Source organism: Dyella mobilis, from assembly GCF_016904945.1.
GTDB lineage: Bacteria > Pseudomonadota > Gammaproteobacteria > Xanthomonadales > Rhodanobacteraceae > Dyella_B > Dyella_B mobilis.
This window is the reverse complement of sequence record NZ_JADIKF010000025.1, coordinates 1-15,088: the sequence shown is the minus strand read 5'-3', so window position 1 is coordinate 15,088 and position 15,088 is coordinate 1. Positions and strand designations below refer to the sequence as shown.

Genomic DNA, 15,088 nt, shown 5'->3' with positions numbered 1-15,088 from the left:
CTGATGGATGTGCTGTTCATGCATCGCACCGTTCAACACATCGACTTGCGTTTACCGCGCTAAACTCGCCTTTACATGTGTTACCCATGTCTCCGAACAGGCGTTACCCATGTCCCCACTCCGTACAGCAGCGTAACCCAACATCCCCAACATCATCGCTGGGTTACGCTGCGCTAACCCAACCTACGAGGCTGAGGGCGCGACTCTCCCGAGGGAGTAACGAGGTCCGGCTCGCTTGCCCAATCCGGGGTGACAATGCCTTGCCGTATGGCTCTGTGGATGGATGAGTACGGCCACTCGCTCGCGAGCCGGCAGTAGCCATGCTTTACCGGGTTGATGTGCACGTAGTCGACGTGATTTTGCAGGTCTTTCTCGTCACGAATCTGATGCTCCCAGAATCGGCGTTGCCAGATGCATCGTTCGTTTTTGCGCCGCCTTGACGGGGTCGTGGTCTCCACGTGTTCGATCGACGTTGAGAAATGCCGCTTGATGAGCCGCCAGCGGGTCGAGTAGTCCGAGTCGTGATCGGGCATGGTCCACACGGCATGCAAGTGTTCGGGTAGAACCACCCAGGCAATGATGTGGAATGGATGATGGTGTTTTACGGTGCGCACCGCTTCGCGCAAAGCTCCAATTCGGTACGTCAGCAGGGAGTTTGTGCGATCTGCAAGGTTTACCGTAAAGAAGTATGTCGCGCCTGATGTGTTGGATCGTCGATAGCGCATCGGCCTTCCTTAGCCAGATGTAGGTTGGGTTAGCGCAGCTAACCCAACAATCGTGGGTAGCACGTTGGGTTACGCTACGCTAACCCAACCTACCGCAGACTCAGCGTTTGCAGGACAAATCGGCCTTCTTGTAGATATCCGTGTCGTTCTGCGCGACGTATGCGTGAGTCGCCGCATTCCAGCGTAATGCTGGCAAATCGTAATCTCCGCCGACGGCGGGGTTGCTGACGTGCACACGTATCACCTGCGGCACGCCATCCGTCACGTCGCCAAATTGCAGGTCCAGGGTGCGAGGCGGATCGAACGGGAACAGCTCCGGCAGACGTGCCAGACAATGACCGTCAGCGGCGATCAGCATCGGATGCGGAAAGTCCGGCCAGGTGTCCTTGGCGGAATGATCGCCCTGATAGCGCTGTGCAAAGATCGTCAGCAACCACACTTTGGCCGGCACCGTGCCTGGCCCGGCCAGTGGACAGGCCCGCACGTAGGGTGCGTAGGCCTTCCAGTTCTCATCGAGCGAGCCGGCATAACCCGCCTTGGTGGGTTCCAAGCATTGGGTTGGCGATAATCTCGACAGCGGCGCTGCCATAGCTGGGTATGTGACACTCCATCCCAAAATCGCACCAGCAACGGCAATAACAGCGTTTCGTCGGCTCACGTCATGATCCATCACGCAGGAGGGAGCGGCGACTTTACTGCATCGCCACCACGCAGGGCATGGGTCGCGTGTCTCAGGTTGGGTTATCCCCGACTTGATCCCAGGGGTAACCCAACTTACGGATCAGTGCAGCGTAAACAGCTTATCGAAGCCCGCCACGCGCAGCGTTCCACGCAAAGCATTATTGGCGTTGACGATACTGATTTCGGCACGGTCGCCGCCCGCGTGCTCGCGCAGCAGCAACAGCATGCCCAGCGCGGAGCTGTCCATGCTTTCCACTTCGCCCAGATCGATCACGTAGCTGCGGGAAGGCTTGCGCTCGCCCAGGCAGGCATCGTGGAACTGGCGATGTACGCTGAAATCGAAATGGTTATCGAACTGCAGGGTGACGCAATCCTGCTCGACATCGTGTTGAACGTTGAGACTCATCGCAGTCACCCTCTTAGAACAATTCGATTTCGCCGGCATCCATGCTGTTCTGCAGCGCTGGGCCGCGCGAACGGATGCGTGCTTTTTCACGCTGCAGTGCCAGGCGCTCGCGCACCCGCTCGGAGTGCTGGCGCAGCACCTGCGCATCGACCGGCTCGCAAGCCAGGGTTTCGATGTCGCGCGTGGTTTCGGCCGCCACGCCCTGCAAATCCACCAGACGACTGCGCGTCTGATTAAGCAGCTGGCTGAGAATGTCTTCGAACTGCAGCGAGCGGATGGTGGTGGACACGTCGTTGCCCAGGCCGCGATTGATCTCGACCACGCGGTCGGCCGCCGCGCTGGTGCGCGCATCGCTTTCGGTGACGTGCGCCAGCATGGCGTCGATGCCGCCCTTGGCCGACAAGGCCACGTTCAGATCCTGTGCGGCCATGTCGCCGACCAGCCCGCGCACCTGCTCCATGGCGACGCGCGCGCGCTCGACGTGGCTGCCGATCTGTTCGTTGAACTGATTGGAATGGCTGGCCAGGTTGCGGATTTCTCCGGCCACCACGGCGAACCCGCGACCGGCTTCGCCCGCACGCGCCGCTTCGATCGCTGCATTGAGCGCCAGCAGATTAGTTTCTTCGGCAATGGTGTTGACGTTTTTCAGCAGCGCGAACACCGCATCCATTTCTTTGGACATGCCGTCGATGCGATAGACGATGCGCAGGCTTTCGCGCGAAAGCTGCACGATCAGGCCAACGAAATGATCGAGCAGATCGCTGGTGCGCGCGGCGAAATCCTGCACCGATACGCCGCCCTGGCCACCGATGATCTGGTTGAGCAGGGACTGCTGCTGGCCGGTCTTCTGCGACAGGCCGTCGAAGCCGCCGCCCAGTTCGGAAACGGCGTCGCGCAGCAGATCCAGCGCCTGATGCAATTCGCGCGAGGCGTGGCCGAGTTCGTCGACCAGGGCGCCGCGGATGTCTTCCAGCGCTTCGCGCACCGGTGCGTTGTCGGCTTCCGGCGCGGCGGTCTCCACCACGATCGTCGGCGTGCCCAGACGGCGGCATTCGAAGATCCAGGTGGCGCACAGCAGGATGATCAGCACAGGCGCCATCCACGCCGGATTCCAGGCCAGGCACAACACCAGCGCAACGGCACTGGCGCCGATGCCAAGGAGAGGGCGTGGGGCCGCAAGCGGCCGGGCAGCGATATTGGGAATATTTACGGACATGAGGAGTTCCGATACGTCAGGAAGCAGCGCGTCGTGCACTGACAATGGGTTGTTGCGCCAGCACCAGCAGGCGTTCGGCAATCAGTTCCAGCGGCAATTTCTCGTCGGCGGCGCCGAGTTTCCACGCGGCGCCGGGCATGCCCCACACCACCGAACTGGCCTCGTCCTGCACCACGGTAGGCGCGCCGTTTTCACGCATTTCCAGCAGGCCGCGCGCACCGTCGTCGCCCATGCCGGTCAACAACACGCCGATGGCCGCGGCGCCGACACTGGCGGCGGTGGAGCGGAACAACACATCCACGCTCGGCTTGTGGCGATTGACCTGCGGGCCGTCGTGCAGGCGGCAAACGTGCTTGGCACCGTCCCACATCACCAGCAAGTGTTCGCCGCCTGGGGCAATGTAGACGTGGCCGGGCTGGATCGGCTGGCCGTCGCGCGCTTCGCAAACGCGCATGGCCGAGCAATTGTTCATGCGCGTGGCAAACGGTCCGCTGAAGGCGGCTGGAATGTGTTGGGTGATCACGATCGGCGGCGCATCCGGCGGCATCGCTTCGAGAAGCACGCGGATCGCTTCGGTGCCGCCCGTGGAGGCGCCCACCGCAATGATGCGCTGGCTGCCGCGCGTACCGGGCGACTGCGAGCGCGGCAGCACGGCATCGGCGGAATGGCGCGGTGGCACGTCCAGCTTCTGCACGGTGGTGTAGGCGCGCGGACGCGTCATGGCGGCCGCTTTCACCTTCGCGCAGATTTCCTGCGCACTTTCCGCAAAACAGTTGGCCAGATCGCTGGACGGCTTGGTGAAGAAATCCACCGCGCCGATTTCCAGCGCACGCAGCGTCACCTCGGCACCACGCTCGGTCAGCGAAGAGACCATCACCACCGGCATCGGCCGTAGGCGCATCAGGTTCTCGAGGAAGGTCAGGCCGTCCATGCGCGGCATTTCCACGTCGAGCGTGAGCACGTCGGGATTGAGTTGCTTGATTTTGTCGCGCGCGATCAACGGATCCGCGGCCACGCCGACGACTTCGATGCCCGGGTCGGAATCGAGCATCGCCGACATCAGCTTCCGCACCAGGGCGGAATCATCGACTACCAGGACGCGAACTTTTTCCATTGCCGCCTTCTCACTTAATACTTCGTTGTGCCTTGCGCCTTGCCCTGCGGGGAGGGAAAGGCGATGGAGCTCAGAAAAGCTCCACCTCTCCCTTTATCGGATCATTTGCCAAACGCTTGAGGTAACGCTGTTCGTTGGCCGCCAGCTCGGCGTCGCGCTGGCTGCGCAGCTGGCGCACGCGCACCCGCCCGCTAGCCGGGAAAAACTGCAGCTGGCGCGGATAGATGTCGCCGACGTCCTCAGCCGCCAGCGGCAGGCCTTCCATCTCCAGATAACGCTTCACGAAAGCGATGTTGCGCTTGCCTACGTCGGTCATCTGGGTCAGCACGCGGCCGCCGCCAAAGATCTTCACGGTCAGCGCCTCGCGGCGACCGCCCGCCTTGAGGATGGCGTTGATCAGCTGCTCCATCGCGTCGCTGCCATAGCGCGCCGCGCGGCCTACCGCCGAGGACCAGTCGTTACGCTCGCCGCCCATCGGCTCGGGCAGCATGAAGTGGTTCATGCCGCCGATGCGCCGCTCGGTGTCGCGAATGCACGCCGATACGCAGGAGCCGAGCACGGTGGAAACCATTTCTTCCTGGCCGCTGACGTAATACTCGCCAGGCAGCACTTTGACCGTCATGCAGGCATGGCTGGGATCCCAGAATCGGCGCATGTGCTCGAAACCGGGCAGAACGGGGACCGCTTTATCGGGCGCAACGGCAACGCCGGGCAGACGTACAGTCATCACGCACGCTTCCTGTAGACAGTACGGCCAACCAGATCGAACGAATCGCTCAAGCCGTACATCGATTCGGAATGCCCCAGGAACAGATAACCGCCCTGCTCCAGCAAGCCGGCATAGCGATCGAACAGCCGCTGCTTGGTCGGCTTGTCGAAATAGATCACCACGTTGCGGCAGAAAATCGCATCGAACGGACCGCGCATCGGCCAATCGTGCAGCAGGTTCAACGGCTGGATGGTCACCAGCTCGCGCAGGCGCGGATGCACCTGGGCATAGCCTTCGTAGGCGCCTTCGCCGCGCAGGAACCAACGCTGGCGCCGCGCTTCGCTGATGCCGCCCATGCGCTCCAGCGCATAAGTGGCGGCGCGCGCCTGCTCCAGCGCCTGCGGCGACAGATCCGTGGCCAGGATGCGTGCGTCGACTTTGCTGCCGGTACGTTCCAGCGCTTCGGCCAGCACCATCGCCAAGGCGTACGGCTCTTCACCGGTGGAGCAGCCGGCCGACCAGATGCGCAGGCGGCCGCCATCCTTCTTTTTCTGTTCCAGCCAGCGCGGCAGCAACTCGTCGACCAGCAGGTCGTAGTGGTGCATTTCGCGGAAGAACGAGGTGACATTGGTGCTGATGACACTGGCCAGTTCGCCCAGCTCGCCTTGCGGGTCCCTGCGCAGAATTTCGCAGTAGCCGGCGAAGTCTTTCAGTCCCAGTGCACGCAGGCGGCGCAACAGGCGCCCCTGTACCAGCTGCCGCTTCTGTTCGCCCAGCACGATGCCGCAATACTGGTAGACGAAGTCGCGCAGAAACTCGAATTCATTGTCGCCAAGTGCCAACGATCCCAGGCTCGACGCGATGGAGTGGGATTCGGCCAACGTTGCTGTCGTCATCAGTCAGCCCCCTGCCTGATTGCCCTGCTTCCTAGATTCACGACATCTACCTCTTAGAGTTTTTGTGGGACTTGAAAACGCCACGTGTCTCGAACACACCTGGCGTACTTGGCATCCCTACCGCTACAAAACGGAACTCGCCGGGTATGCAGAAGCCCCCCGCTTCTGCAGCCTGAATCGACTGCTCGCGTCTCTCCGCCGTACGGGCGGAGAGACGCGTCACGACTCAGAATTCCTTCCAGGCACCGCTGTCGGCCGTCTCCGGCACGGCGCGACGGGCCGGAGCGGGCATCGGTGCGGACTGGCGTACCGCGGCGAACACGGCTTCGGTTTCAGCCACGATTTCCGCTGCCTTCGGCTTGCTCGACACCGCTGCCGCCGCCTCGTCGCCGAAGCGGAAGAAGTTCACCTGGCGCTGCAGCTCGCCGGCCTGTTCGTGCATGGCGCGGGCGGCGGCGGAGGCTTCTTCCACCAGCGCGGCGTTCTGCTGGGTCATTTCGTCCATCTGCGACACGGCGTTGTTGACCTGGTCGATGCCTGCCGATTGTTCCTGGCTGGCTGCGGCGATCTCGGCCACGATGTCCGTCACCTTTTTCACGCTGTCGACGATCTCGGCCAGCGCCTTGCCGGACTGGTCCACCAGCTCCGAACCGGTACGTACCTTCTCGGCGCTGTCGTTGATCAGCAGCTTGATTTCCTTCGCCGCACCCGCACTGCGCTGCGCGAGGTTGCGCACTTCGGTGGCGACCACGGCGAAGCCGCGACCCTGTTCGCCCGCACGAGCCGCTTCCACCGCGGCGTTGAGTGCCAGCAGGTTGGTCTGGAAGGCGATCTCGTCGATCAGGCTGACGATGTCGGAAATCTTGCGGCTGGAGCTGTTGATTTCGCGCATGGCGGTAACCGCTTGCCCTGCCACTTCGCCACCGCGCTCGGCCTGTTCGCGGGCGCCGCGGGCAAGCTGGTTGGCGTGGCTGGCATTCTCGGCGTTCTGCTTCACCGTCGAGGTCATTTCTTCCATCGACGAGGCGGTTTCTTCCAGGCTGGAGGCCTGCTCCTGCGTACGCTGGCTCAGGTCGTCGTTGCCACGTGCAATCTGCTGCGCAGCCGTGCTCACCGCATCGGAGCCCTGGCGCACTTCGGAGACGATCTCCACCAGGCGCTGATCCATCGTGCGCAGCGCCGTGAGCAACTGCGACAACTCATCATTGCCCTTCACTTCCACCTGATGGCCCAGCTTGCCGCCGGCAATCTCGTTGGCCACGCGCATCGCATAAGCCAGGGCGTGGGAGATGGAACGGATCAGCAGGGTCGAGCGCAGCAGTGCGAACAGCAGGCCGGCAAGCAGGGCGATGATGGTGATCATGCGCACCTTCTCATAGCTCTTGATCTGCTCCTGGAAGATCTGGCCAGCCTCGTCGCGCTTGACTTCCACCAGTTTCTTCAGCGAGTCCTGGCGCTGCATCAGCAGCGGGCGCAGCTCCATTTCCACCGTATCGGGAGCGCCGGTGTCGCCCTGCTTGATCGCGTCGAGCACGTCTTGCTTGGCCTGCTCGTAATCCTTGTCGGTGGAGTGCCAATCCTTGTTGGCGGCAGCTACGGCCGGGCTCATCGGCAACGCGGCGAAGCGCGCCTTGTAGTCGTCCATTTCCTTCTGGTAGCGATCGAACTCGGCCAGCTTCTGCTTTACCTGGTCGGCCTTGCCGGCCAGTGCCGCCGCTTCGTTGAGCGTCAGGAAGGATTTCAGCGAATCGGCGCGAACGATATCCAGGTACCCGGAAGGCACCAGTTCCGTTTCGTAGATGCGCTGCGTGCCGGCGTTCTGCTGGGACATCGAATACAGGCCCAGCGCAGCGCCGGCAAGCAGCATCACACCGAGCAGGCCGACCAGCAGGATCAACCGTGCGCGGATGGTGAGCGAGGTCAATTTCAGTTTAGGGAAACGCAGTTTCATGTTGTCTTTTTCCTTCATGCCACGGCTTTCACATCGTCAGCCGCGTTCAAGGCGGCTTCCAGCATCTGGGCGTCCTGCGGTTGCAGCAGTTTGTCTGCGTCGAGCAGCAGCACCATGCGGTCGCCGATCGAGGTCAGTCCTTTCAAATATTCGGTATCGACAGTCGTGCCCATGTCGGGCACCGGGCGCAGCGCATTGCTGGCAACGTCGATCACATCCGATACCGCATCCACCACCACGCCGAACTGGCGGCCGCCTACGGTGATGATCACGGTGACGGTGGTCGCGCCGTATTCCTCGCGAGCCAGGCCGAAGCGCAAGCGCAGATCGATCACCGGCACGATGGCGCCGCGCAGGTTCAACACGCCAAGCACGTAGTGCGGCGATTGCGGAATGCGCGTAACGGGAGTCCAACCGCGGATTTCGCGCACGGACAGGATGTCGATGCCGTATTCCTCGTGCGCGAGGTTGACGGTGAGGTACTGCGACTGGAGCACTTCGCCCCGGGCCTGGTCAGACATGATTTCGCCTCGTCGATGGAGCCCCACGTGGGGTTCCCGTTCGTAAAGATGGATCGGCGGTTTTGAGCAAAACTTGAGCGGCCGGCTGCACGTTTTCTTCACCCCAATCCTTGCGAAACGCGCGCGCTCTCCCTTCCGTGGGGGGCTGGGGTGAGGGGACACGGCTTGCCCAACCTCCGCATTCGCAAGGTTTTTTCTTTTACAAACGGGGATCGGCAAGCGTTGCGCGAGGTGCCCCTCACCCCCGTCGTCTTTCGCGGGGAGGGGCAAAGCGGTGCGTCAGGACTCGGCCATGGCCAGGGCGCCAGCGGTCACTCTCTGCTTGCGACCCGGCGCCACCTTGGAGGCCAACCGCACCACCGGCGCCACGCTACTCACCCGGAAATATGCCATTTGCCCCTGCAACCGGTCGGCCTGTTCCTGCATGGCTCTCGCCGCAGCAGCCGCCTCTTCCACCAGCGCAGCGTTCTGTTGGGTGACCTCGTCCATTTGCGTCACCGCGCGATTGACCTGCTCGATGCCGGTGGATTGCTCCTGGCTGGCGGCGGCGATCTCGTTGACGATGTCGGCGACCTTTTTCACGCTGCCGATGATCCCGCTCAGCGCCTGGCCCGATTCCTCCACCAGCGCCGAACCGGCCTGCACCTTGTCGGCACTGTCGCCGATCAGGGTTTTGATTTCCTTGGCGGCACGCGCGCTGCGTTGCGCCAGGTTGCGCACTTCGGTGGCCACCACCGCGAAACCGTGGCCGTGCTCGCCGGCATGCGCGGCCTCGACCGCCGCATTGAGTGCCAGCAAATTGGTCTGGAAGGCGATGTCGTCGATCACGCCGACAATCTCGGCAATCTGCCCGCTGGCCTGGCGGATCGCATCCATCGCCACGCTGGCCTGCTGCGCCACCACGCCGCCGTGCTCGGCCTGGCCGCGCATCGCTATCGCCAGCTGGCTGGCGTGTCCGGCGTTGTCCGCGCTCTGCTTGACGGTGGAGGTCATCTCCTCCATCGAGGCGGCGGTTTCTTCGAGGCTGGAAGCCTGCTCCTGGGTGCGGAAGCTCAGGTCGTCGTTGCCGTGCGCAATCTGTTGCGCGGCAGATGTCACCGCCTGCGCGCCCTGCTGCACTTCGCCCACGATATCGGTGAGCTTGCCGCGCATGCGGCCCAGCGCGTGCAACAGGCTGCCGGGCGTGGCATCGAGCGCATCGCCGGTCAGGTCGCCGTCGGCGATATTGGCCGCCACGCGCGCGGCAAGCCGCGGCTCGCCGCCGATGCTCTGGCGGATGCTGCGCATGGATTCCCACACCACCAGAATCACCAACAGGCCCACCAGCGCCGCACGCAGCAGGCTGCCGATCAGCATCTGGCGGAACTGCGCATCGATATCCACAAAATAGGCGCCCGCGGCCACGTGCAGATCCCACGGCGCATAGAACGCCGTATAGGTCATCTTGAGCTTGTCGCCCTTGCTGCCCGGCATCGGCCACCAGTATTGGGTGAGTCCGTGGCCATCGCGCTGATCGGCCGCCAGCATGTCGCGGTACATGTGCTTGCCGGTGGTATCGGCTTCGTCGCGGATACTGCTGCCCACGCGCTTGGGCATGATCGGATGCAGGCGCATGACCAGGTTCGAATCGAAGGCGTAGACGTAGCCCGTGCCCTGATTCCAGCGCAACGCCGACAAGGCGGCCAACGCACGGCGGCGCGCATCGGCCTCGCTGAATTCGCCCGCGGCGGCGCGATCGTGATAGCTCTGCAGCAAGGATGTCGCCGTGGCCACTTCGTCGCCCAGCGCGCGCTCACGTGCCTGCATCTGCAAACTGCGGCTGTCGATCGCGGACATCACGGTAAGCGCGATCAGGCCGACCACCACGATGGCGATCACTAGCCACACGCGGGCATTCAGACTCAAGCGTTCTAGCAATTTCAACGGGGACATCATCACAACGACCTTCGAAGAGAGGGAAAACTCGAGACGCAAGCGCCCGCGCGCCGAAACGTCCGGCGCATCCTGGACCTTTGAATCCGGCCGCGCCCTCCCGGCGCGCGCCTTTATGCCGCTTTGCGGCGCGACTGCAGGCGAATCAGGCCGGCCACGTCGATGATCAGCGCCACCGAACCATCCGCCAGGATGGTCGCGCCGGAAATACCCTCGACGCGCCGGTAATTGGCTTCCAGCGATTTCACCACCGCCTGCTGCTGGCCGATCAGTTCGTCGACGAACAGGCCAACCTGGCTGCCATCCGACTCGACCACGATCACCAGGCCGTCTTCGATTTTCTGCCGCGCATTGGCGCAGCCGAATTGCTGGTGCAACCGCACGATCGGCAGGTACTCGCCGCGGAAGCGGAACAGCTCTCCGCCGCCCGTTACGCTGCGCACCGCATCGGGCGGCAGTTGCACCGATTCCACGATCGATACCAGCGGCACGATGTAGCACTCATCGCCCACCGCCGAGCGCAGCCCGTCGATGATCGCCAGCGTCAACGGCAGCGTAATGGTGAACGTGGTGCCGTTGCCGGGGCGACTCTTGATCGATACGGTGCCGCCCAGGTCCGACACGTTGCGGCGAACCACGTCCATACCCACGCCGCGGCCGGAAAGATCGGTGGTCACCGCGGCAGTGGAGAAACCCGGCTGGAAAATCAGCTCGCCGACTTCTTCGTCGCTGATCCCTTCGCCGCTCTTGATCAGGCCTTTTTGCAGCGCCTTGTTGATGATCGCGTCGCGATTCAGGCCGGCACCGTCGTCAACGATCTCCACCACGATGGACCCGCCGCGATGGAATGCTTCCAGCCGCAGCGTGCCGACGTCGCCCTTGCCGGCGGCACGGCGCTTGTCCGGTGTCTCCAGGCCGTGGTCGATCGCGTTGCGCACCAAGTGCACCAGGGGATCACCGATCTTCTCCAGCACCGTCTTGTCCAGTTCGGTGTGCTCGCCAACCAGGTCCAGCTTCACCTGCTTGCCGAGCTTCTGGCTGAGATCGCGCACCAGGCGCGGGAAACGGTTGAACACCGAGCCGATCGGCAGCATGCGTATGCCCATCACGCTTTCCTGCAAGGAACGCGTGTGACGGGCTAACTGCGCGAGGCCTTGTTGCAGCATCGCCAGCCGCGAGGGATCGAAATCCTCGCGGAACTGGTCGAGCATCGCCTGGGTAATCACCAGTTCGCCGACCAGGTCGATCAGGCCGTCGATCTTGTCGATACCCACGCGCACCGAACCGGCGTCGTTGCTGCTGGCGGCCGCAGCACGCGGAGTTCCCGCAGCCGCACCTGCACCGGCCGGCGCGGCGACAGCCTCGACGGCCGGTGCAGGCGGTGGCGCGGCGGCAACGATGGGCTCGATGCTCAGATCGCACTCGTCCTCGACCCACTCGAATACCGCCGCGATGGCCTCGCGCGTGACCGCACCGGTCAGCTCGAGGTGCCAGGCGAGGTGGCATTCGGTAGGGTCGAGCGCGTCCAGCGTGGGCACGCGATCCAACCGTGCCTCGACGACCAACTGCCCGAGCGCAGCCAGTTCACGCAATAGACGCAACGGGTCGTTGCCGCCGGCCAGCATGCCGGCGTGGGGACGGAACTCGATGCTCCAGCCGCCGGATGCGGCCGGCTTGGCGGCAGCCTTGGCCGCCGCCGCAGGTATGGCATTGCCGGCGGCCGCGGCCAATTCCAGCTTCAGGCCATCGCTGTCGGCATTGGCCAGCGGCTGCCCGCCTTGCGCGCGATCGAACATGCCGCGCAGGCAATCGACCGTGCGCAACATCAATTCGATGATGCCCTTGTCGATCGCGCGGCGACCGTCGCGCACCTGGTCGAGCAGCGACTCGGCCTCGTGCGTCAGCGCGGCCATGTCCGGGAAACCGAACGTGGCCGAACCGCCCTTGATCGAATGCGCCGCGCGGAAAATGCTGTGCACCAGCTCGGCATCGCCGCCTTCATCGAGCGCCAGCAACGCCGACTCCATCGCATCCAGCCCTTCCAGGCTTTCCTCGAAAAAGACTTTGTGGAATTGGGCGATGTTGACGCTGCTCATAAACGAAATTCCGAAATGGACTCGATGTTGCTTTGCCCCTCTCCCGGAGGGGAGAGGGAACTAATCTGGAGCTCAACCCAGAACGCGCTTGACCGTAGCCAGCAACTGCTCAGGATCGAACGGCTTGACCAGCCAGCCCGTCGCGCCCGCCGCCTTGCCTTCCATCTTTTTGTCCGTGTTGGACTCGGTGGTCAGCATCAAAATCGGCACGCCTTTGTATTCGGCGCGCGTGCGCAGTTCGCGCACCATGCTGATACCGTCCATCACCGGCATGTTCACGTCGGCCAGCACCAGGTCGAAGCGCGAGGAAGAAGCCGTATCCAGCGCGAGCTGGCCATTTTCCGCCTCGGCCACTTCATAACCGGCGCTGCGCAGCGTGAACGCCACCATGCCGCGCATCGAAGCCGAATCGTCCACTGCAAGAATCTTTGCCATCTTCACACCTCAAGTTCAGGCCGGCTGCTTCGCCGGCAGTGCCAATATCTGTGCCAGACCCAATTGGCTGGCGGCGTCGTGCAGCGGCGCGCTGGCGCCGGCCCAGTTCACGGTGTTGCCGCGCTTCTGGGCTTCGCGCTGGAAAACCACCAGCATTTGCAGGGCCGCGGTGTCGATGCGATCCACCGCACCGCCGTCGAGCAGGATCTGCGACGCATCAAGCGCCTCGCCCAGTTGCCGATGTACATCGGTCACCTCGGCGATGCGGAAATCCGCCGGCATGCCGACCCGGACCTCGCCCTTGCTTGCTCCGCCTTTGCTTTTGCTGCCCATGACACGGCCCTCCACGGATACCTGTTGTTGGTTTTATCGGCCGGGCGAGGGGCAGCTTTAGAGGGTTTCTTGACGGTTGCGTCACGAAACAGGGGTGACCCCGGCCGTATCCGTCAACGAGAACCCCCGGCGAAAAAAGCCCTAAAGTTTCCCCCCGGGCAGTCGATAATCCATAAGGTTCGCGAAAACGTGCGACGACAGCACGTCGCTGGCCGAGGAGCCGAGCGTGATCATTCAGCCAACCAGCGTTGCCGCACTGACCTGGATCGGTGCCGCCGCCGGCGCCAGCTCTGAAGGCTGGCGCATCGGCAGCGTGTTGTCCGCGCGCCCCCTTGGCATCAACGAACAAGGCTTGATGGTGCTGCAGATCGGCGCACTCACCGTCGAGGCCGAAGCGCCCGGCACCAAGCTGCCTCCGCAATTCCAGGTCCGCGTGCTCAGCCTGGGCGCGCAGCCGCAGCTGGAAATCCTCGGTACCGACTCCCCGCTCGACAGCACCCTCAACCAGGCGCTGCGCGAACGCCTGCCGCAGCAAAACGGCTATGCGCCGCTGCTGGCCACGGTAGATGCTCTGTCGCAGTGGGCGATGGCCAAGCAATTGCCGCCGTACCTGCGCTCGGCGCTCGCCTTGCTCGAACACAGCATGAGTACGCCGGCCGAGCTTTCCACCGGCGAGGGTCTGCGCCAGGCGGTCAATCGCAGCGGCGTATTTCTGGAGGCGCAGCTGGCGCAAGCAGCGGCCAACGACGCGACCACCGCGCACGATGACGTGAAAGGCGCGCTGCTGCGACTCGTGGCGATTCTGAAAGACCAGCCGCTGACCGGCGAAAGCAGCAACGTCGAGGTGGATCCGCCGCTGCTCTATCGCGGCGTGGTGCCGCAAGGGCGCCTGCCGTTGCCGTTCGAACTGGCCACCACCAACGAGGCCACCGATTTCCTGCCGCGCCTGTATACCGACGTGCAGGCCGCGTTGGCCCGCCTGGAAGTAGCGCAGTTGCAGGCCACACCAGGTCACTGGATCGTCGAGATTCCGGTACAGGACACCGAAGGCGCCGACGTGCTGCAGTTGATGCTCAAGCAGGAGCAGGAAGCGGAACAAGGCTGGACGATGGGCTTCTCGCTGGACCTGCCATCGCTGGGTCCGCTGGTTGGCGAATTGCATCTGCGCGGACTGCGGCTTTCCGTGCGCCTGTGGGCGCAGCGTCGCGAAACGGTCGACCGCATGGAAGACCAGTTCGACGATCTGCGCGCACGCGTCGAAGCCACCGGATTGTTTCTCGACCAGCTGAGTTGCCAGCTGGGCCTGCCGCATACCGGCACCAGCGTCAGCGCCGTCTTCTTGAAGGCCACCGTATGAGTACGCCGCTGTTGCCCACGCCGCAACGCAAGGTGGTGCTACGCCTGCCCGGCGGCGCCGATGGTGCATCGACGCCATCGGTATTGCACGCCGCGGAGGTGGAGAATTTGTTCAAGCATGCACACGCCCTGGGCCTGCCGCTGCATCACGACGCACAGATCGCCGCGCTGCTGGTATCGTTGCGAATGAACGCGCAGGTGCCGCCGATCTTGTATGCCGCAGCCGCGGCCGTGCTGGCAAGCATTTACGAGGCCTCGCGCAAGCCCTGACGTACTTGAGTAGGTTGGGTTAGCGAAGTGTACGGACTGGGGACATGGGTAACGCCTGTTCGGAGACATGGGTAACACATGTAAAGGCGAGTTTAGCGCAGTAAACGCAAGTCGATGTGTTGAACGGTGCGATGCATGAACAGCACATCCATCAGGCCATCGGTAGGCGATGGCCTGATCGCCACCGGCAGCCCCGCCAACCCTTCGCTCACAAAGATCGTGCGGCCGCGATACACGATCTGGCCGTTGCGCCGAACCTTCAACACGTGCACGCCTTGGTCGTAGAGGATCGGTGACAGACGGGCAGGATAAGCGCGCGAACTGGGTCGATAACGCGAGATAGGGGGACGCAATCCCAGCGCCTCGTGTGGTCGCCGGCAGTTATAGAGATGGCGCCAGCTGTCCATGGCGCGCTGGCAGGCAGCCAGGCTGGCGTAGTGGCGAGCT

At 63.5% G+C, this 15,088-nt stretch carries 16 protein-coding genes; 2 read left to right on the top strand and 14 right to left on the bottom strand.

Features of this window, described 5'->3' with window-relative positions:
- Window positions 1-173 precede the first annotated feature (173 nt).
- The 13 genes from ISS99_RS00245 to ISS99_RS00185 form a co-directional block, all read right to left on the bottom strand.
- Window positions 174-725: an REP-associated tyrosine transposase gene (locus ISS99_RS00245; RefSeq protein WP_204629555.1), complete on the bottom strand. Its 552-nt coding sequence runs from the start codon at window positions 723-725 to the stop codon at window positions 174-176.
- 100 nt (window positions 726-825) lie between these two features.
- A complete protein-coding gene (locus ISS99_RS00240) occupies window positions 826-1,383 on the bottom strand; it encodes a hypothetical protein (RefSeq protein WP_204629554.1) in 558 nt (185 codons plus the stop codon).
- 123 nt (window positions 1,384-1,506) lie between these two features.
- Window positions 1,507-1,812 (bottom strand): STAS domain-containing protein, encoded by a 306-nt coding sequence (locus ISS99_RS00235; RefSeq protein WP_204629553.1) that lies wholly within the window; start codon window positions 1,810-1,812, stop codon window positions 1,507-1,509.
- A 13-nt stretch (window positions 1,813-1,825) separates the two neighbouring features.
- Window positions 1,826-3,028, bottom strand: a complete 1,203-nt coding sequence (locus ISS99_RS00230) for a methyl-accepting chemotaxis protein (RefSeq protein WP_204629552.1) — start codon at window positions 3,026-3,028, stop codon at window positions 1,826-1,828.
- Window positions 3,029-3,044: 16 nt separating this feature from the next.
- The gene (locus ISS99_RS00225) at window positions 3,045-4,142 is read right to left on the bottom strand and encodes a protein-glutamate methylesterase/protein-glutamine glutaminase (protein WP_204629551.1); all 1,098 of its coding nucleotides are present in this window, start codon (window positions 4,140-4,142) and stop codon (window positions 3,045-3,047) included.
- A 70-nt stretch (window positions 4,143-4,212) separates the two neighbouring features.
- The gene (gene cheD, locus ISS99_RS00220) at window positions 4,213-4,869 is read right to left on the bottom strand and encodes a chemoreceptor glutamine deamidase CheD (protein ID WP_204629557.1); all 657 of its coding nucleotides are present in this window, start codon (window positions 4,867-4,869) and stop codon (window positions 4,213-4,215) included.
- Window positions 4,869-5,747: a CheR family methyltransferase gene (locus tag ISS99_RS00215; RefSeq protein ID WP_204629550.1), complete on the bottom strand. Its 879-nt coding sequence runs from the start codon at window positions 5,745-5,747 to the stop codon at window positions 4,869-4,871. Before ISS99_RS00215 ends, cheD begins: the two co-directional genes overlap by 1 nt.
- A 226-nt stretch (window positions 5,748-5,973) precedes the next feature.
- Window positions 5,974-7,698, bottom strand: coding sequence for a methyl-accepting chemotaxis protein (locus tag ISS99_RS00210; protein WP_204629549.1), 1,725 nt, complete (start codon window positions 7,696-7,698; stop codon window positions 5,974-5,976).
- A 14-nt stretch (window positions 7,699-7,712) separates the two neighbouring features.
- Window positions 7,713-8,219 carry a chemotaxis protein CheW gene (locus ISS99_RS00205; protein ID WP_204629548.1) on the bottom strand — a complete coding sequence of 169 codons (507 nt, stop codon included), beginning with the start codon at window positions 8,217-8,219 and terminating at the stop codon, window positions 7,713-7,715.
- Between the two features lie 279 nt (window positions 8,220-8,498).
- Window positions 8,499-10,151, bottom strand: coding sequence for a methyl-accepting chemotaxis protein (locus tag ISS99_RS00200; protein WP_204629556.1), 1,653 nt, complete (start codon window positions 10,149-10,151; stop codon window positions 8,499-8,501).
- A 113-nt stretch (window positions 10,152-10,264) separates the two neighbouring features.
- Window positions 10,265-12,247, bottom strand: coding sequence for a chemotaxis protein CheA (locus ISS99_RS00195; protein ID WP_204629547.1), 1,983 nt, complete (start codon window positions 12,245-12,247; stop codon window positions 10,265-10,267).
- A gap of 72 nt (window positions 12,248-12,319) precedes the next feature.
- Window positions 12,320-12,682: a response regulator gene (locus ISS99_RS00190; RefSeq protein WP_204629546.1), complete on the bottom strand. Its 363-nt coding sequence runs from the start codon at window positions 12,680-12,682 to the stop codon at window positions 12,320-12,322.
- A 15-nt stretch (window positions 12,683-12,697) separates the two neighbouring features.
- A complete protein-coding gene (locus tag ISS99_RS00185) occupies window positions 12,698-13,015 on the bottom strand; it encodes an STAS domain-containing protein (protein ID WP_204629545.1) in 318 nt (105 codons plus the stop codon).
- A gap of 226 nt (window positions 13,016-13,241) precedes the next feature.
- On the opposite strand from ISS99_RS00185, the gene fliK reads away from it, so the two are divergent.
- Window positions 13,242-14,372: a flagellar hook-length control protein FliK gene (gene fliK / locus ISS99_RS00180; protein ID WP_204629544.1), complete on the top strand. Its 1,131-nt coding sequence runs from the start codon at window positions 13,242-13,244 to the stop codon at window positions 14,370-14,372.
- Complete coding sequence (locus ISS99_RS00175) at window positions 14,369-14,641, top strand: flagellar biosynthesis protein (RefSeq protein ID WP_204629543.1); 273 nt, start codon at window positions 14,369-14,371, stop codon at window positions 14,639-14,641. Before fliK ends, ISS99_RS00175 begins: the two co-directional genes overlap by 4 nt.
- A gap of 92 nt (window positions 14,642-14,733) precedes the next feature.
- Here the strand turns inward: ISS99_RS00175 and ISS99_RS00170 are convergent.
- The coding region (locus tag ISS99_RS00170; protein WP_204629542.1) for an integrase core domain-containing protein at window positions 14,734-15,088 on the bottom strand (355 nt) is incomplete at its 5' end.